The 16943-nt window shown below is 67.3% G+C and carries 16 protein-coding genes and 1 pseudogene; 14 read left to right on the forward strand and 3 right to left on the reverse strand.

Going from position 1 to position 16943, the window contains the following annotated elements:
- The first annotated feature begins 134 nt into the window (after positions 1–134).
- From AB0F61_RS29775 to AB0F61_RS29785, 3 genes are all read left to right on the forward strand, one after another.
- A complete protein-coding gene (locus AB0F61_RS29775) occupies positions 135–503 on the forward strand; it encodes a peptide-methionine (R)-S-oxide reductase (protein WP_357816387.1) in 369 nt (122 codons plus the stop codon).
- A gap of 9 nt (positions 504–512) precedes the next feature.
- Positions 513–1019, forward strand: coding sequence for a peptide-methionine (S)-S-oxide reductase MsrA (gene msrA, locus AB0F61_RS29780; RefSeq protein WP_357816390.1), 507 nt, complete (start codon positions 513–515; stop codon positions 1017–1019).
- A 304-nt stretch (positions 1020–1323) separates the two neighbouring features.
- The gene (locus tag AB0F61_RS29785; protein WP_357816393.1) at positions 1324–1917 is read left to right on the forward strand and encodes a hypothetical protein; all 594 of its coding nucleotides are present in this window, start codon (positions 1324–1326) and stop codon (positions 1915–1917) included.
- Between the two features lie 79 nt (positions 1918–1996).
- On the opposite strand, the gene AB0F61_RS29790 is transcribed toward AB0F61_RS29785, so the two are convergent.
- Positions 1997–2509, reverse strand: coding sequence for an LURP-one-related family protein (locus tag AB0F61_RS29790; protein WP_357816395.1), 513 nt, complete (start codon positions 2507–2509; stop codon positions 1997–1999).
- A 106-nt stretch (positions 2510–2615) separates the two neighbouring features.
- On the opposite strand from AB0F61_RS29790, the gene AB0F61_RS29795 reads away from it, so the two are divergent.
- The 8 genes and pseudogenes from AB0F61_RS29795 (at position 2616) to AB0F61_RS29830 (ending at position 10530) form a co-directional block, all read left to right on the forward strand.
- Positions 2616–3695: an alpha/beta hydrolase gene (locus AB0F61_RS29795; protein ID WP_357816398.1), complete on the forward strand. Its 1080-nt coding sequence runs from the start codon at positions 2616–2618 to the stop codon at positions 3693–3695.
- An 86-nt stretch (positions 3696–3781) separates the two neighbouring features.
- Positions 3782–3865, forward strand: a pseudogene (locus tag AB0F61_RS29800) (site-specific integrase); the annotation flags it as partial.
- Between the two features lie 345 nt (positions 3866–4210).
- Positions 4211–5434: a condensation domain-containing protein gene (locus AB0F61_RS29805; RefSeq protein ID WP_357816401.1), complete on the forward strand. Its 1224-nt coding sequence runs from the start codon at positions 4211–4213 to the stop codon at positions 5432–5434.
- Positions 5431–6696, forward strand: coding sequence for an MFS transporter (locus tag AB0F61_RS29810; protein WP_357816404.1), 1266 nt, complete (start codon positions 5431–5433; stop codon positions 6694–6696). Before AB0F61_RS29805 ends, AB0F61_RS29810 begins: the two co-directional genes overlap by 4 nt.
- Before the next feature lies 1 nt (position 6697).
- The gene (locus tag AB0F61_RS29815) at positions 6698–7786 is read left to right on the forward strand and encodes a condensation domain-containing protein (RefSeq protein ID WP_357816407.1); all 1089 of its coding nucleotides are present in this window, start codon (positions 6698–6700) and stop codon (positions 7784–7786) included.
- Positions 7770–8000, forward strand: coding sequence for a phosphopantetheine-binding protein (locus tag AB0F61_RS29820; protein ID WP_357816410.1), 231 nt, complete (start codon positions 7770–7772; stop codon positions 7998–8000). The genes AB0F61_RS29815 and AB0F61_RS29820 overlap by 17 nt, the downstream gene beginning before the upstream one ends.
- Entirely contained in the window at positions 7997–9208 is a 1212-nt protein-coding gene (locus tag AB0F61_RS29825) for a cytochrome P450 (protein WP_357816415.1), read from the forward strand. The genes AB0F61_RS29820 and AB0F61_RS29825 overlap by 4 nt, the downstream gene beginning before the upstream one ends.
- Positions 9205–10530: an amino acid adenylation domain-containing protein gene (locus AB0F61_RS29830; protein WP_357816417.1), complete on the forward strand. Its 1326-nt coding sequence runs from the start codon at positions 9205–9207 to the stop codon at positions 10528–10530. The genes AB0F61_RS29825 and AB0F61_RS29830 overlap by 4 nt, the downstream gene beginning before the upstream one ends.
- Before the next feature lie 8 nt (positions 10531–10538).
- Here AB0F61_RS29830 and AB0F61_RS29835 read toward each other — a convergent pair whose 3' ends face one another.
- Entirely contained in the window at positions 10539–13208 is a 2670-nt protein-coding gene (locus tag AB0F61_RS29835; protein WP_357816420.1) for an NB-ARC domain-containing protein, read from the reverse strand.
- Positions 13209–13772: 564 nt separating this feature from the next.
- Positions 13773–14087, reverse strand: coding sequence for a hypothetical protein (locus AB0F61_RS29840; protein ID WP_357816423.1), 315 nt, complete (start codon positions 14085–14087; stop codon positions 13773–13775).
- Positions 14088–14256: 169 nt separating this feature from the next.
- On the opposite strand from AB0F61_RS29840, the gene AB0F61_RS29845 reads away from it, so the two are divergent.
- The 3 genes from AB0F61_RS29845 to AB0F61_RS29855 are packed head-to-tail and all read left to right on the forward strand — an operon-like array spanning position 14257 to position 16634.
- Positions 14257–15342 (forward strand): sensor histidine kinase, encoded by a 1086-nt coding sequence (locus tag AB0F61_RS29845; protein WP_357816426.1) that lies wholly within the window; start codon positions 14257–14259, stop codon positions 15340–15342.
- Entirely contained in the window at positions 15339–15995 is a 657-nt protein-coding gene (locus AB0F61_RS29850; protein ID WP_357816429.1) for a response regulator transcription factor, read from the forward strand. The genes AB0F61_RS29845 and AB0F61_RS29850 overlap by 4 nt, the downstream gene beginning before the upstream one ends.
- Positions 15996–16052: 57 nt before the next feature.
- Positions 16053–16634, forward strand: coding sequence for a hypothetical protein (locus tag AB0F61_RS29855; RefSeq protein ID WP_357816432.1), 582 nt, complete (start codon positions 16053–16055; stop codon positions 16632–16634).
- Positions 16635–16943: the final 309 nt, after the last annotated feature.

Here is a 16943-nt window from a genome sequence, read left to right on the forward strand (position 1 = left end):
GCACCTCCTTGTATTTGGTCCCCGTTCGTACCGGTCACGAGGAGGGGCCGAGACCCGCCGCAGGGCCTCGGCGTTACGGCACCCGGTGCTCCCGGAGTGGCGCGACGTCGTTAGAACTCGGCGCCGATGGGCAAGTGGGACATTCGTGGCCTGCGGAGCCACACGGCCGGACGTCCCGAACCTATTCACCGCAGAAGTGGTCTGTCAAGTCCAGAGTTGGTGCGAGCGGGTGCTACCGTGAAGGCAGGATAACCCAGGCCAACCGCCATGAAGAGGGCACTCAGCCGACCATCTTCGGGCACCTCCATGGACCCTATAGTCCACGGAAAGTAGGGGCCGTAACGCGGCTCGACCCGGAGCAGTACCGCGTGACCCAGCAGGACGGCACCGAGCACCCGTTCGCCAACGCCTACTGGGACAACCATGAGGACGAGCTGGAGAACGCAGGGTACGGCGAATACCGCACCATGTTCACGAGTACCACCAACACCGACGTCAAGTAAGGAGACGACGTGACCACCGAAAAGGCGATCCTTGCCGGCGGCTGCTTCTGGGGCATGGAGGAGCTGTTCCGCAAGCAGCCCGGCGTGGTGTCCACGCGCGTCGGCTACAGCGGCGGCGACGTCCCGAACGCCACCTACCGCAACCACGGCACCCACGCGGAGTCCATCGAGGTCGTCTACGACACCGAGAAGACCGACTTCCGCACGCTGCTCGAGTTCTTCTTCCAGGTGCACGACCCCTCGACGAAGAACCGCCAGGGCAACGACATCGGCATCAGCTACCGCTCGGCGATCTTCTACGTCAACGACGAGCAGAAGCGGGTCGCCGAGGACACGATCGCCGACGTCGACGCCTCAGGTCTGTGGCCCGGCAAGGTCGTCACCGAGGTGACCCCGGCGGGCGACTTCTGGGAGGCCGAGCCCGAGCACCAGAACTACCTCCAGACCTATCCCAACGGATACACCTGCCACTTCCCCCGGCCCGGGTGGAAGCTCCCGAAGCGGGCGGCGGCCTGACACCCCGGCGCGCGGACCCCGGGTCTGCGCGCCGGCCGCAGGGCCCAGGTGGTCGGTCTGGACGAGGAGTCGGCCGTATTCCGGCGTCGGTGCCGAGCGAGACAGCAGCCGGGGGTCGTGGTCCGTTCAAACGCGGCGGACCACTCCTCGGTGAATGTGCGGCCGCTGCGATCATGGAAACGTGGGATCCATAAACGATCGGCTAGCCGCGCAATTTTGATCATTCGAATCGTGCTCTTGGCGCTCGTGCCCGATCGTGTCGCTGATACGGGCGAAATTTGCCTCCATACGACACACTCATCGCGTGAGCAGCGATGCTATCTATATCACCGCCGCCACCAGCGGAATCATCACCGTGATCCTGGTGGCAGCGTTCTTTTACGTGCGGAAGCACAGCGACAAATGGACGATCATGTCGTTCGCGGCGGCAGCCCTCTTCGGATTCGCCACGGTCGCCCAGGTTGCCCTGGCCGCGGCACCGGCAGAACCTGATGGCGTGAGCCCCTCCCCCACGTCCAGTCCGACCTTGGAGGACCTGCGCTATCAGCTCAGCTCCTCGCCCGGCGACTCACACAGGGTCAAGGTCACAGCTACGGCATCCGGCGAGCCAGAGCCGGGGCTGACGTACTGGTTCATCCTCGAGGTGAACTGGGACGACGGAAACATCGACTACTACCCCCGCAGGAAGATGACCGGGAGGTCAGCATCCTTCGACCTGACGATCCCGGCGAACGCAGAGACCAGGCACCTCCGGAACGGCCGGATATATGGCCTGGACAGTGCCCAGAGTGCCCAGGCCGAGGACCTGCTGAAGCGGCAAGGAGCCACCGGCGTGGACGACTTCTTCGATGAGGCAACCGGCCAGCCGGTATCGGACGCGGTCAAGCTCCCCTACTGACGCTGGCGGCCCAGCTGAGATCTCCGTCCGTCCGCACCGGGTGGTCGAACCATCAGTAGCGCGGCTGCCTTCCGAGGGGTCAGTCCTCGTCGTCCTTCTTGTCGCGGTCCATGGCCAGGTCGAGCGCGAGGACGCTGCCGATGATGAGCAGCGGGTCGACGTCGGCACTGACCTGCACGGCGTAGGTGTCCCGGATCGTCAGCCACCGTTTGGAGACCGCGGCCACCTCGACGCCGTCGCGCTCGATCACGTACTCGTGGTCGAGCAGGTCACCCTTCATCTCCAGGTCGTCGGACCCCGGCACATCGATTGTGAACTTCTCACGGAACGGCGTGAGGAGCTTCTTGCGGACCTCGGCGGCCTTCTCGCCGCCGATCCGGATCTCGTAGGTGGGACGCAGCGCCACGAGGTGCCGGTGCAGCGTGGCGACCTCATGCCCGGAAGCGTCCTCGATGACGACCTTGTTGCGAACGCTGAAGACCTTGCCGTCGATGTGGAAAACCTTGGTGCCGTGCTCGTCGAGCACGTCGAAGTCGTCGCCGATCGAGAAGAACCGCTCCCTAATGACAAACATGCCTCGATTCTCCCTCACCGAGTACGGAGCGGCACCCCGGCTCTTTCGTGAGTGTCTGTTGTCGTTAGCGGCGGGCGCGGTCAGTCAGTACGGTACGTCGGTGGGTAGACGCTCGACGCGATCCATGACCGGTGATCGCACCTCTGTGATCACACTGGTCCACGGCACGTTCGCGCGCGACGCACCGTGGACCCGACCGAACAGCGCACTGAGCACGTCGCTGGAGCGGGCGGGCTGCCACGTGACCCGGTTCCCGTGGTCGGGTCGAAACTCTCATCGAGCGCGTTCGGACGCCGCAGAGGGCTTGACCGAGCACTTGCAGCGGCAGCTCACCGAGCATCCCCTCGCCAGGCACTGGGTGATTGCGCACAGCCACGGCGGCAACGTCGCCCTGCACGCCGCCGACCGGCTGCGTACCGAGCGTGGTCGCGCAGCGCGGGTGACGACGGTGACACTGGCGACGCCATTCCTGCACGCGCGCCCTCGGAGCATCACTGGTTGGCCGGTGTTCGTCATCGTCCTGTTCAGCGCGCTGCTGCTCGGGTCGGCTGCCGCGACAGCGGTGACTGGCCCGCAGTCGCCCGCTGACGCGGCGCTGGTCATCGGTGGCAGCATATTCGCGGCGATCCTGGCGCTGTGCGTCGCCGGGGCGGTCCTGCATCGGCGGTCCCTGGGGCCAGGCTGGCGGAGCCGGCTCATCGGCGCTATTCACGCACCCACCGCCCGACCCGACGAGACCGTCGTCATCCGAGCCGCTGGGGATGAGGCATCGGGACTGCTTGCTGCCGGCCAGTTCGTCGGCTGGCTGAGCGCGGCGGCGACCCGGCTGCTTACCAATCTGTGGTTCTGGACCATCCTCATAGCTGTGCCACAGTTCGCGTTTGTCGTGGCCAGCCTCGTCGGCCGCGGCGGGCGGTTGGCGTTCGACCTGCTGGTCTACGGATTTGCTGCGCCAGGCCTGGTGATGGTCGCGGTGGCGGCGGCGATGGCCGGGTCAGCAGTGGTATTTGGTATCGACGGGCCGTTCGCGGGTCTGGTCGCCTCGTGCTCGGCCGAGGCCGCGCCGCCGGGTGCGGCGACGCTGCTGCAGCTTGAGCCGCGTGCCGACCCAACCCGGAAAGGACTCGCGCACTCCAGCCTCTACAACGACGATCAGGTCATCCGCTACATCCTGTCGGCCGTCCAAACGTCCTCCCGCAGCTGATCCCACCGTTGAGGTCATCTCCGAAGGAGACTGGAGACTGCTCAACCCCTGACCGAGAGACGTCGCTCCTGACCACCGGCGCACCGGACATCGTCGGCCTCAGGCTCGCCACCGGCGCCCGCATCGGCGAGATCCTCGTCCCGAGATGGGAGGACCTCGACCTCGCCGCCGGATCGACAGCGGCGCGGTGGTATCACCCACCTCGCTCCACAACAGCCTGCGAAGGGCGCGATTCTCACGCTCCTGCGGATCAGGCCCCGAGTTCCTCGGTTGAGCGGCGACCCGCATGATCTCGCACGCTTTCGGACACTCGCGTACGGCCCCTTCCATTGACGCTGCTCGCCGCCGGGTGTCAGGGTCGACGGTGTTCCGAACACCAATCCGGAGCAACGGGGGAGGTGAACAGAATGGTGAAGAACGACTGCGCTGGCTGAGTCCGGCAGAAACCATGCTCGTAGGGTCGGGGCGGCCGGTGCGACAGCCGCGACCGCCCCGATTCCTGTGGAGATATGGTGGTGGCTGGAAACGTGGAGAACATTTATCCGCTGACTATGGGGCAGTTGTCGCTATGGCAGGACGCCGTGCGTCGCCCCGCCGATCAGCGCTGGGAATCAAATATGAACCCGGTCTGGGCCGTGCCACCGGGCATTGGCACGGATGAAGTCAGGTGGGCCCTTGCCGCGCTTGCGGAGCGGCATGAATCCCTACGGACGCATTACGTCAGGGACGGCGGCTCCAGTGACGTCCGCCAGGTTGTTGCCGCCTCCGCTCCAGCCGCTTACCAGGGAACCGTCGAGCAGGAACAGTGGTCGACGATGGCTGCCGAGCAGCTTCGGCTTCCGTTCGACCTGACCGAGCAGGCGCCGTGGCGGGCCTGGGCGGTCCAGAAGAACGGATTGACGTGTGAGGTCCAACTGGTTATCCACCACCTTGCCGCCGACGGCGCGGCCCTGACGGTCCTTCAGCAGGACTTTCAGTCACTGATCGAATCGCGACAGGCAATGCGGCCGGCCCCCACGCCCCGAGGGCTGGCCGCACGTCAACGAGAACCGGTATACGTGGCGAGGCTCGCGGCTGCCGCCGAGTATCGCGAACAAACGATTGCTGCCGCGCCACCGGAGACGGGGATTGTGCGCCAGGGCCTTTTGCGGGCCTGCGCACATACTGGGATCTCTTTCCGTCTTGCGCGGCAAACCGCACAGAAACTCGAAGTTACGTTACCCAATCTGCTCTTCGCGGCCTACTCGCACGCTCTCGCCAGCGCGGCCGGGGCAGACCCGCCCCTGCTGTGCCTGCTGTCCGCGAACCGGCTGGAGCCATCGGTACGAAACCTTGTCTCGTCGATGACGCAGTGGGTTCCGGTCCGCAGCGCCGAAGATGCGGGACGCCCGTTCGCTGCCGTTGCCGCCGATGCCAACATCAACGCGATACGCGCCCTTCAGCACGGGATCGTCGATCCCGCTGCGGTCGCGCCACTGGACCTCGACCGGGGATGCTTCTTCACGTTCGTCTCACCGCCACCCCGAACTGGTGCCGCGGCCGGTGGTGGTCTTGGGCACAGCCGGATTGAGTGGTTGCCGGCACGAGGACGCAGCGGTCCGAGCTTCTACCTCATTGCCAGCGTCTTTCCTGAGGTCACTCTGACCCTTCGTGTCATGCGATCGGGTTATGAGCGGGAGGACCTGGAGAGATTGCTGAGTTCGATGACGGCGATGTTGCGGCAAGAGGCGGCGCGATGAGTCAGAGCCTTTGGCGTCACCGCGATTTTATGGTGCTCTGGTCGGGGCGGACGTTGAGCGAAACCGGCGATGCGATTTCGTTGCTCGCCATTCCTCTCCTTGCGGTAACCGTTCTTGAGGCGAGCGCGCTGGAGGTCGGCGTGCTAACCGCGACAAGAATGGTCGCCTATCTGTTGATTTCACTGCCGGCGGGGGTCTGGGTAGACCGCTGGCCGAAACGAATGCTCATGATCATTTGCCATCTTCTGCGGGCCGGACTGGTGGCCACGGTCGCCGTAGGCGCCTGGTCGGGCTGGGTCACGATGGCGCAGCTTTGGATTGTCGCGTTGCTTTCGGGCGTGTGCACGGTGCTCTACGAAACTGCTCACCACAGTCTGGTGCCGACCATCGTGCCACCTGAGCAATTGCTTGACGCCAACGGGAAGATGAGCACGACCTATTCGGTTTCGATGATCGCCGGGTACAGTGTCGGCGGCGCGCTCATTTCGGTGATGGGTGTGGCAAGAACGGTGGGGTTGGATGCCGTGGCCTACCTCGGCAACGCCTTGTCGCTGCTGTTGATTCGCCGAGACGAGCCAGCGCGGGCTGTGGCGCGCGAACGGCATTTCCGCCGCGAGTTGGCCGAGGGGCTCTCGTTTGTGTTCCGTCATCCCATCATGCCGAGGCTGGTCGCGGCGGCGGCGACCCTGAACCTGTTCAGCCAGATGATTTTCGCTCTCTCGGTGCTGTATCTGGTGCGGGTTCTGCAGCTGTCCGAGGGACAGGTCGCGCTGACTCTCGCCTTGGTCACCATCGGTGGTGTCAGTGGGGGGCTGGTATCGGGACGGTTGGCCCGTGCAGTGGGCTCGGCGAGGATCATCTGGGCCGCACCGCTCGGCCTGGGCTGGCTGGTTCTGCTCGTCCCCGCGTCGCGGCCGGGCTGGGGCATGGCGACCTACACCGTCGGCATGGCCGCACTCAGCGCTCTGTTCGCCATCTACAACGCCGCATCGATCAGTTACCGCCAACGGGTCTGCCCACCGGAACTGCTCGGCCGGATGACGGCCTCGGTGCGGTGGGTCATCTTCGGGGTGATGCCGTTGGGCGCGCTCCTGGGCGGCGCGCTGGGCTCCTGGATCGGCGTCCGGCCGACCTTGTGGATCGCCGCAGCCGGAGTGTGGGCCTCAGGACTGTGGGTGCTTCTCTCGCCTCTGCGTTGGATGCGCGACCTGCCCGCTGACCATGCCGGAAAGCGCAACGAGGAGGCGATACACGTTGGCTGAGATGCCATACGGACAGCAGATTCTCGCGTGGGCCGGTAGCGGGATTCCCGCCGAGCGGTTCGTCGCCGTTGGCGGCGTGCGGCTGCCGGAGAAGCCGGATCTCGACTGGATGCAAGACCGCCTCGACGCAGCCGTGCGCCGGCATCCCGTGCTCGGCGCCGGCCCGGTGCCACTGGCGGACGTCGACGATGTCTGGGCGGCGTCGGCGGCGGCAAGCTATCCGCCGGAGTCGCCGTGCCTACTCTGGGCGTACGTGAACGGCTGCGAACTACTGCTCGTGGCGCACCACACGGTGTCCGACCCCTGGTCGATGCGTGTCCTGATGTGTGACGTGCTCGCGGGGGACGGCACTCCGGCCCCGTCCTACCGACACGAGGTGTCGGTGAAGCAGCTCAAAAGGATGCCCCGGGCCGTCCCGTTCTGGGAGCACGCGCTCGCCGATGTCCCGACGCTGACCACGGACGGTGGCTCCGGCGGGCCCGAGACCACACGAGAGCTGCGGATCAGGACCGATATCACGGTGGCCCAGGCGGATGTGGTCGGCCGCGCGGCGCGAAGCACCGCGTTCGTGGTGCTGTTCGCCGCATTCGCCCATGCTCTTCAACCGCTGAGCGCAGGCCGAGATTTGCTCATCCCGGTGCTGACCTACGGGCGCGACCGGTCCGAGTGGGACACCGTGGGCCTTTACATGAACGTGTTGCCGGTGCGGCTGACGACAACGGACCTGCCCGCGGTGCAGCGAGCCTTCATTGCGGCCTACGCCCAGGAGATTCCCTTCCCGGTGCTCGTGGAGACGGTGCCTGCTGCCGGCGCCGTCTTCGCCCGCGGTGGCCCGGCCCTGGCTCAGTTCGAGGTGATACAGGTTCCGGCTGACGGCAGTATCGAGCCCCTGACCATTCCCGCTGGCCTGGGTCTCGGCGGGCCGATACTGCCCGTCAACGGGCTCGCCTTCTGGCTGGAGCTCGGAAACGGCGGCGTCTACACCGTGTGCCTGCGCTACCGGGATGATCTTTATCGCGAAGCTGGGATGCGGGCTCTCGTTCAGCGGTTCGTCGACACGTGGGGAGACCTCTATGCAGCAGCAAGCTGAACTCCAGGGCCGGCTGATCGAGCTGTGGAGCAAGAAACTAGGTGTTCCCACGGTCACCGTCGAGGACAACTTCTTCGCCCTCGGCGGCGACTCCCTTCTGGCCGCGGACCTGCTGATGGACATCTACGAAGAGTTCGGCATAGAGATCGACGCGGCGGTTCTGTTCCTCAGGCCCACTATCGCCGACCTTCTGCAGGAGGTCTCGGCGGTATGAACCTGGTCCCGTCAACCGATGTGGCAGCCATCGACCTCGCACGGATCGACCTCAGCGACCCGGCGCTGTACGCCGACGGCGACCCGCACGCGGTATGGCAGGCGATGCGCGAGCGAGAACCGGTGCGGTGGCAAGCTGTCGACAGCAAGGGCTTCTGGGGCGTCTCCACGTTCGACGGCGCCGAGAGGGTGCTGTCGGACCATGCCACCTTCTCCTCCACCGGTGGCGTCATGCTCAACATGCTCGGCCGGCCGGAGCCCGCCCAGGGGCAGCAGTTCTCTGCGACCGACCCGCCGGAGCTCGCCCGAATTCGCGGACCCCTACAGCGTGACCTGGCGATGCGTGCTGTCCAGCAGCATGCCGCCGTCGTCCGGGACCATGTCCGAGATCTGCTCGGGTCGCTGTCGGGCAGCTTCGACTTCGCGACCGCCATCTCGCCGCTCCCGATGGCGTTCCTTGGGCCGCTCATGGGCATCCCGGCCCAGGACTGGCCGCTGATCGCTCGCCTGGTGGCGATGTCGGTCGCCGAACACGACCCGGACACCGCCGTCGAAGAGGGCCCTCAGGCGACCCTCGACCGGGGCCACCGCGAGCTGTTCGCCTACCTGCTGAACCTGTCGGTGGAACACCGTAAGCGTCCACGTGGCGACCTGGTGGACACGCTGTTGGCGCTTCCGATCAGCGCCGGTGGAGTAGTGGCCAACTGTTACAGCCTGATTCTGGGAGCTGCGGCCTCCATCGCTCACGTTCCCACCGCGACGCTCGCCGAACTGCTGCGCACCGGTCAGTACCCGACGTGGGCCGCGCGGCGCGCTCTCATTCCCGGCGCAGTAGAGGAAGCGATCCGCTGGACCTCTCCCGCCGGGCACTTCCTGCGTACGGCGACCCAGGACACAGCCATCAACGGAAAGGCAATCGCCGCCGGAGATGCGGTGGTGCTGTGGATTGGGTCCTCCAACCGCGACGAGCGCTACTTCCCCGACCCCCACCGGCTGAATCCCTCCCGCCGAGGGCAGCGCCACCTGGCCTTCGGCGCCGGTGCGCACTACTGCATCGGGGCGGCGCTTGCGCGGCTGGCGCTGAGGATCGTCTTCGAGGAGATGTTTCAAGGGTTCACGTCTTTCGAGCTTGCCGGCGACATCGTCCACGTCCGCTCAACGTGGCTTGCCGGCATCAAGAGCCTTCCCGTGGTGGGCCGACCGCGATGACCAGCGATGTGTTGGCGATGATCCGGGCACGCATGCGGGAGATGCCGGCTACCACCGCGCTCGTCGACCGTCACGGGTCAACGACGTACGGGGACCTGGAACGCGTGTCGGGCTCCATAGCGAACTATCTGAAGACCCGGGACGTGGCCGTGGGCGAGCCCGTTGGTGTGCACGCCCCGCTGTCCCGATGGGCAGTCGCCGGGATGCTGGGGGTGCTGCGGGCCGGCGCCCGATACGTGCCCATCGACATGGCGTTTCCCGCTGAGCGGCAGCAGCAGATGAAGCAGCGCAGCGGGGCACGTATCCACCTCACCCAGGACCTGATCGCGACACTGCCCGAAGGGACAGCGCCCTGGCGGGACGGCCCGTACGCCTACACCATCTTCACCAGCGGCTCGACTGGCAACCCTCAAGCGGTGACAGTCTCCCGGACAGCGCTGAGCTACTCCACCACAGCCCGGATCGAGTACTACCGTGAGCCACCACACCGGTTCCTGTTGTGCTCGTCCATATCCTTCGACAGCTCGGTGGCGGGCATCTACTGGACGTTGTGCACTGGCTCGACACTCATCATCCCCAGCGACAGGCCGGCAGACCTGCCCGCCGTTCTGAGGTCCGGTCGGGAGCACCAGCCGACCCACGCGCTCATGGTTCCCTCGCTCTACCGGCTCCTGCTGCGTGCACCGATTGAATCGCTCACGACGGTGATCGTTGCCGGGGAGACCTGCTCGCCCGAACTTGTTCGGCAGCATTTCGAGATCGCGCCACGAACCGCCCTGTTCAACGAATACGGCCCAACCGAGTGCACGGTGTGGAGCACGGTGCACAAATGTGCCCCTGGCGAAAACCCCGTGCCCATTGGCAGACCTATCCCCGGGACGACGGTGTCCATCCAAGATGGCGAACTCGTCATCTCCTCGCCCGGGGTGGCGAACGGGCATCGCGAGTACCGTACCGGGGACGTCGTCAGCCTCGGTGACGATGGCCTGTTGCGGTATCACGGCCGCGCCGATGATCAACTCAAACTGGGTGGGATGCGTATCGAGCCTGCCGAGATCGAAAGCGCTCTGCTCACCTTTCCCGGAATTACCGATGCGGCCATCGGCGTACACGATTCCCGGGTCGCCGCCTTCCTCACCGGCCTGTCCAGCATCGACGAAGGAAAGCTGAGAACCCATCTGCTGCGGCGACTTCCAGCAGTCGCGGTACCCAGGGCGTTCCGACCCGTCGCCAGCCTGCCCTCGCTCCCGAACGGAAAGCTGGACCGTGCAGAGCTGGCAAACCGCGCGGCAGCGATCTTCGGCGGCGTGCCGTCGCAGTGACGCAGGTATCACCCCACGCGCGGCGGCGTCGGTTCCTGGCGGCACTCGGTCGCGTGCGTCGGGATGTACGGGAGGAGTTCGGCGAGTCTGGCGGTGTCGCCGAGCCGGGTGAGGATGGCCGCGGCCTCCTCGAACGCCCCTCGCGCGGCCAACGGTTCGGTCTGCGCGTACGCCTTGCCCAGATTGGTGAGTGCGGTGGCCTGCATCGAATGCCACCCGCGGGTGCGCCAGATCGCGACCGACTCCTCAAGGTGAGCGATCGCCCGTGCGGGGAACCCGTCGGCCAACTCGATTTCGCCCAGCACCTCCAACGCCTCGGCCAGGTGGTGGCTCATGTGGTACTCCCGGCTGAGCGCCACGGCCGTCTCTGCCGTGCTGCGCGCGGCCGGATCACCGCGCTGGAGATCCAGCCGAGCCAGCGCGAGCAGCGTCAGGACTTCGGTGTAGGTGTCGCCGTAGTGACGCGAGATCGTCAGCGACTCGCGGAGCATGTTTTGACTGCGCTCAAGGTTGCCGAGCTGGCGATGGGCGATGCCGGCGAACTGCAGAACGGTCGCAACCCAGCGCGGATTGTCCAGGGCCCGCGCCTCGTCCAGCGCGTCGACCAGGCCAGCGGCGGCCTGGTCGAACCGCCCCTGCTCGTACTGGGCGATGGACAACGCCAACCGGGCGCGGATCCGGCCGCCCTGGTGCTCGGACTGGTTGGCCAACTGAAGGGCGCGGGTGGCGTAGGTGATTGCCGCGGAGTGGTCGCCGGCGGCGGTGAGCGCCCAGGAGCACATCACCGCGGCGTCGCAGATGCCCTGCTCGTGCCGCAGCAAGGTGAACATTTCCAACAACCGGAACGCGTCGTCGTGCATCCGGGACATCGCGTCGCCGTCGCCGCCTTCGGTGATCCACGTGGTCACGTCGATCAGGCCGCGTAGCATGACCGCCTCACCGAGCAGGTTGCCTGCCGCGCGGCACGCCGACATGACCTCGGTGTTGGTGTCGACCCAGTCGCTGTACATGCCGCGCACGTCGAAGTATTTCTCCAGGCAGCCGGCCAGGTCGAACGCCACGTCGTCGCGGCCGAGCAGACATGCCTGCCGGATCAGGGACAGCAGCGCCGATCGCTCGGCGTCGAACCACAGGCCCGGGTCGGCACTCGGCGCGTACCGCTCGGCCCAGCCCGTGGCCGGGCGCGGTCCGGGCCCACTGATCGCCGCATAGCACGGCCCCGGGATGTGTCGAGCCATCCACTCGGTGAGGGCCAGCCAGCCACCGAATCCACGGGTGAGCGCGCTGGCAAGCGACTCGTCGGTCTCCTCGACCTCTGCGCGTTCCCGAGCGAATATTCGTACCAGGTCATGGAAGCGGTAGCGCTGCTGCCCGGCCGCATCGGTCTCAGCCGCGGTGAGCAGCTGTGCATCCACCAACGTTTCGGCGTGCTCGATCCCCGTGTCCAACGTCGACTCGAGTAGGGCCGCGGCGAACCAGGCCGGAAAATCTGGCAGGTCGAAGAGGCCGAGCAGCCGGAACAGCCGCCGTACCGTCGGATCGAGCCCCTGGTAGCTCAGCGTGAGCGACGCGCGCACCGCCAGGTCGCCGGCTGTCAACTGGTCCAGACGGCGTCGCTCGTCGCCGAGCATCGTCGCCAGGTGTCCGAGGTGCCAGGTGGGTCGGGCGGCGAGGCGTGCACCGGCGACGCGCACCGCCAGTGGTAGCCCACCGCACAACGCGACGATCTCTGCAGCCCCCGTGTGCTGCGCGGCCACCCGCTCCTCCGTGGTGATCCTGGACAGGAGCCGGATCGCCGTGGTAGCTGGGAACACGTCGAGGTCGACGCGGCGAGCACCCTCGATGCCGGTGAGTCGTGCCCGGCTGGTCACGATGACAGCACAGCTCGCCGTGCCCGGCAGCAACGGTCGGACCTGTTCCTCGGTGGCGGCGTTGTCCAGAACCAGGAGTACGCAGCCGTCGGCGAGGCGACTTCGGTACAGCTCGGCGCGTTCGGTCTCGTCGGCCGGAATCACCTGGTTCGGTACGCCCAGCGCGCGCAGGAAGCGAGCCAGGACGTCGCCGGGCTGCAGCGGCGACGCGTCGGCACCGCGCAGGTTCACGTAGAGCTGACCGTCGGGGTGGGTGCCGGCCAGCCGGTGTGCGACGTGCACCGCGAGGGCGGTCTTGCCGATGCCACCCATGCCGCTGATCGTCGCGATGGCCGGCGCGTGGTGGTGGCGGTCGGTATTCGTCGCGCCCGACAGGAACTGGTGCAGCGATGCCACGTGATCCTCGCGACCGGTGAAATCGGCGATATCGGCGGGCAGCATGGCAGGCAGGGATCCACCGTTCGGTGCAGACTGCGACGCGTCGTACGTGACAGGTGCCGCGGCGGCCGGCTGGGTGGATGCGGCGGCGAGCGTGTTGCGCGCCATGACCCACATGGCGACGACCGTGTCGTCGAGCCCGCAAGCCCGGACGAACGTCGCGACGACGTCGCTCCTGGGCAGGCTCGAGCGGGCGAGCATCGAGGCGGTCGTACTCGCTGGCAGCATCTCGCCCACGGCCTCCGCCCGGCGGGCCAGCTGCCGATATGACAGATCCGACCAGGCCCGCAACTGGCGGAGGGCGGCAACGTACTCGCCCGGGCCGGTGAGCCCGATGGGGCTCGGCAACCCATCAACAAGCTCAGTCATACGTTCCCCCGTACTGACGTTGCTCTGTAGATGATCACCATAGTGGCCGATCGATGGTGCGACCAGCGGTGTCCGAGGCTGTCTCGGATGGACCCGAACGCCCAATCCATTGTGGTGCTCGTGCGCAGCCGATTCGATTGCCGCACATCCAACGCTGTCGCTCGGTGGGAACCGCGGTGGTGAAGCCCTACGTTCACGCCAACAGGGCGGACATCGCGACCGCAGTGAGGATGGACAGGTTGCCCTGGATCGAGGGCTAGCCCGGATCGTTGGACACGGTGACCGTCCACCGGCGGGTCCCGGTTGATCGACTCGGCTTCCTGCAAGTCGGGGCATCCGGGTTGCAGGGACGCCCCCACTTCGTGAAACCCAAGTCAACCACCTGGTCCGCCGCCTCGCCGCGTGCGGTGCACCTCGGAGCAGCCTTCGGCGGTGTGTCGAAGGCGGCTCGTGAGCCTGCACTGACAGCAAGCGTGACCTGCGGGAACATTGCGGGCACACCCCCGCTCGTGCGCCACACTCCGCACCCGTCGTCACCCATCTGGTCACCCGGGCGGGGACTCGTCACCACCTGCGGAGATTCCCGATATCCCGAGCCGCCTGTCGGATGAGAGCGCCGACCTTCCGGGTGTCGACGCTGCCTCTCGCTGCGCCCGAGTACCGAGAGGTCTGCCGCACCAGGAGAGCCGCACCAATCCAGCCCACCATGATCCCCAGCACCATGGTGACGAAGAGCAGCATCACGATCGGCACAAGTACGTTCGGCACAACGCCGAGCCGGGCGAACACCATCAACACGAGCGTTACCGGGAAGAGCAGAGCGAGGCGCATCCCTCTTACGAACAGGCGGTATCGATACGACTCCACGATTCCGGACATACCGGGGCCGTCCAAAAGGGCTCTCCATTCCGTTTCCCAGGCTGTTCGAACTACGCGGAGGTGGCATACGGGTCAGAGGCGTCCTGTTCTGCGGGTGAGCGGCTCACGCGAGGCGGATACGACGTTCGTAGTATGTCGACGGGTGCGGCAGTCCGTACAGTCGGGCGGTATGCGGCGTTGGGTCGTGGAGACGATGATCGTGGCGGCCGCGGGCGGGCTGACTGCGTACCGGCTCGCGACGACGCCGGTGGCGCTGGGTGACCGAGTGCCGGACCTGTGGGCGTACGGTGCCGCCGCCGTGATGGTGTTCGTGCTGCCCGTTCGACGGCGGTGGCCGGTCGGTGTGCTGATCCTCGTGGGCGGGCTTTATCTGGCCTACCACATCCACCACTACCCGGGTGGCGCGCCGGCGGTGCCCGCGTGGGTCGCGCTGTACTCCGTCGGTGCGGCGTCGCGGCAGCGCGTGGGTCTCATCGTCGCGGCCCTGTTCGTGCTCCTGGATGCCCAGGGGCGGGTGGCGGTGGCCGGCGCGAGGCCGTTCGACGCGTCGCTGGACAGCTCGACTGTTGTATTCGTGGCGGCGTTGCTGCTCGGCGAGGTGGTGCGCGGGCGCCGGACCCAGCTGGCGTTGCTGGCGGCCGACCAGAGCCGGGCCGCCGAGCAGCGGGTCGTCGAGGAGCGTATCCGCATCGCCCGGGAGCTCCACGACGTCACGGCGCACACCTTGGCCGTGGTGTCGGTGCAGGCGGGCGTCGCGGCCGACGTGCTGGACGAGGATCCCGCCCAGGCCCGAATCGCGCTGCGCGAGGTACGCCGGGCCAGCCGCGAGGCGATGGTGGAGTTACGCGCGGCGGTGGGCGTGCTGCGCGACGGCACCCCGGGGGCCGGGCCGGAGCCGCCGACGCCCACGCTCGATCGGCTGCCCGCGCTGGCCGAATCGACCGGTGCGGTCGTGACCTGCGATGGCGAGCCGCGCGCGTTGCCACGGGCCGTGGAAACCACCGCTTACCGCATCGTCCAAGAGGCAGTGACGAACGCGTTGCGGCACGCCGGTGCGGCCCAGATCGAGGTGCGTGTCGGATACCGTCCCGACGGACTGTCGGTGACGGTGCGCGACAACGGGCGGGGCGGCGTCCCGGTAGCCGGCAACGGGCTGCGTGGCATGGCCGAGCGCGCCGGCGGGCTGGGCGGGTGGCTTCGGGCGGGGCCGGCCGACGGCGGAGGCTTCGAGGTGCGGGGGTGGCTGCCGGTATGACGGTTCGAGTCCTGCTGGCCGACGACCAGACCCTCGTACGCGCGGGCTTCCGGGTCCTGCTGGAGCGGGCGCCGGACATCGAGGTTGTCGCGGAGGCAACCGATGGGGAGGAGGCGATCGCTCTCACCCGAGCCCACCGGCCGGATGTCGTGTTGATGGACATCCGGATGCCGGGCACGGACGGTTTGACGGCCGCCCGGCGCATCCTCGCCGATGCCAGGTTGCCCGACGTACGTGTTGTCGTGCTGACCACATTCGAGTTGGACGAGTACGTCTTCGCGGCGCTGCAGGCCGGCGCGAGCGGGTTCCTGCTCAAGGATCTGGAGCCGGACGAACTGCGCCGGGCGGTACGCGTGGTCGCCGCCGGTGACGCGCTGCTGGCGCCCGCCGTGACCAGACGGCTCATCGCGGCCTTCGCCAGCGGACCAGAAGTACCGGGCCTCGACAGCCTGACCTCGCGGGAGCGGGAGGTGGTCGCCCTTGTCGCCGACGGCCTGTCGACAGTGGAGGTGGCGGACCGGCTGAGGATGAGCCCGGCCACGGCGAAGACCCACACCAACCGGGCGATGACGAAGCTCGGGGCTCGCGATCGGGCACAACTGGTCGTGTTCGCGTACCGCAGCGGGCTTGCCGGCCTACCGCGACCGCGGTAGGCCGACGCCCACCGATGGCAGATCCGGTACGGGTACGCCGCTCGTAGCGTTCCGGTCATGTTTCTCATCTTGGGTCCGGCGTTGAATCTGCTCGCCGGCTTCTTCTGGCAGAACGACACTCAAGGCAGCACCGCCGGCACGATCATCGTGTTGTCGACCGCGTGCTGGCTCATCGGGCTGATCGGGTTGTTCGAGCGGCTGCGGCCCACCACGCCGAGGTACGTCGCGGTCGCGTTGCCGGTAACGGTGTTCGGCGCGATCGGCGGGGTGGCCTACGGCGTACAGAGTATTCATGAGGGACTGTTCGCCGTCTCCCACGCCGATGCGGTCGAACGACTCGGCGAGCACCCGTTCGCCGCGTTCGCTGTGTACTGGACGTGCGGACCGCTGTTTCCCATCAGCCTGTTCGTCCTGGGCCTCGTGCTGGCCAGGGTGCGCGTGGCGCCACTTCCGGTCGGCATCATGGTCAGCCTGGGCGCGGTCGTGTTCCCGCTGAGCCGCGTCACCCGGGAGGCGTCCATCGCGCACCTGGCGGACCTGTTCCTGCTGTTGCCGTTCCTCTATCTGGGGCTGCGGTCGATGTCGCAGTCCTGGGGCGTACCAGGCCCCCACCGCCACCGTGACGCCGTGGGTTCCTAGCGGTGTCCGGATCTGCCGCCGATAAGACGCGGCCGCCCACGGACCCCGCCTGACACTCCGCTGGGACGTGGACGCGACTACCCCTAGCCCCTGACCAACTGGCCGCATTCAGGCACACGCGACCCTGACCACGGCAGCCGCCCAGACGGGCCCGGACGAGTTCTGGATCATGATGCAAGACATCAAGGGAAACGAAGGCGACCGACTGACACACGACAACCGGCCGGGGTATCGCTCACCGCGATGCCCCGGCCGGCCCTTTGCGTGGGGTGGCCGCGTGGGCCGGTTCGGCGCCGCCCTCGACGGCGC

This window comes from Micromonospora sp. NPDC023888 (assembly GCF_040639415.1).
Lineage (GTDB): Bacteria > Actinomycetota > Actinomycetes > Mycobacteriales > Micromonosporaceae > Micromonospora.

What these genes read in the sequence shown, in the direction of transcription:
- AB0F61_RS29795 (WP_357816398.1), top strand. Translation starts at nt 2,616, where the DNA reads ATGACCGGTGATCGCACCTCTGTGATCACACTGGTCCACGGCACGTTC.
- AB0F61_RS29810 (WP_357816404.1), top strand. Translation starts at nt 5,431, where the DNA reads ATGAGTCAGAGCCTTTGGCGTCACCGCGATTTTATGGTGCTCTGGTCG.
- AB0F61_RS29815 (WP_357816407.1), top strand. Translation starts at nt 6,698, where the DNA reads ATGCCATACGGACAGCAGATTCTCGCGTGGGCCGGTAGCGGGATTCCC.
- AB0F61_RS29820 (WP_357816410.1), top strand. Translation starts at nt 7,770, where the DNA reads ATGCAGCAGCAAGCTGAACTCCAGGGCCGGCTGATCGAGCTGTGGAGC.
- AB0F61_RS29825 (WP_357816415.1), top strand. Translation starts at nt 7,997, where the DNA reads ATGAACCTGGTCCCGTCAACCGATGTGGCAGCCATCGACCTCGCACGG.
- AB0F61_RS29830 (WP_357816417.1), top strand. Translation starts at nt 9,205, where the DNA reads ATGACCAGCGATGTGTTGGCGATGATCCGGGCACGCATGCGGGAGATG.
- AB0F61_RS29835 (WP_357816420.1), bottom strand. Translation starts at nt 13,208, where the DNA reads ATGACTGAGCTTGTTGATGGGTTGCCGAGCCCCATCGGGCTCACCGGC.
- AB0F61_RS29840 (WP_357816423.1), bottom strand. Translation starts at nt 14,087, where the DNA reads ATGTCCGGAATCGTGGAGTCGTATCGATACCGCCTGTTCGTAAGAGGG.
- AB0F61_RS29845 (WP_357816426.1), top strand. Translation starts at nt 14,257, where the DNA reads ATGCGGCGTTGGGTCGTGGAGACGATGATCGTGGCGGCCGCGGGCGGG.
- AB0F61_RS29850 (WP_357816429.1), top strand. Translation starts at nt 15,339, where the DNA reads ATGACGGTTCGAGTCCTGCTGGCCGACGACCAGACCCTCGTACGCGCG.
- AB0F61_RS29855 (WP_357816432.1), top strand. Translation starts at nt 16,053, where the DNA reads ATGTTTCTCATCTTGGGTCCGGCGTTGAATCTGCTCGCCGGCTTCTTC.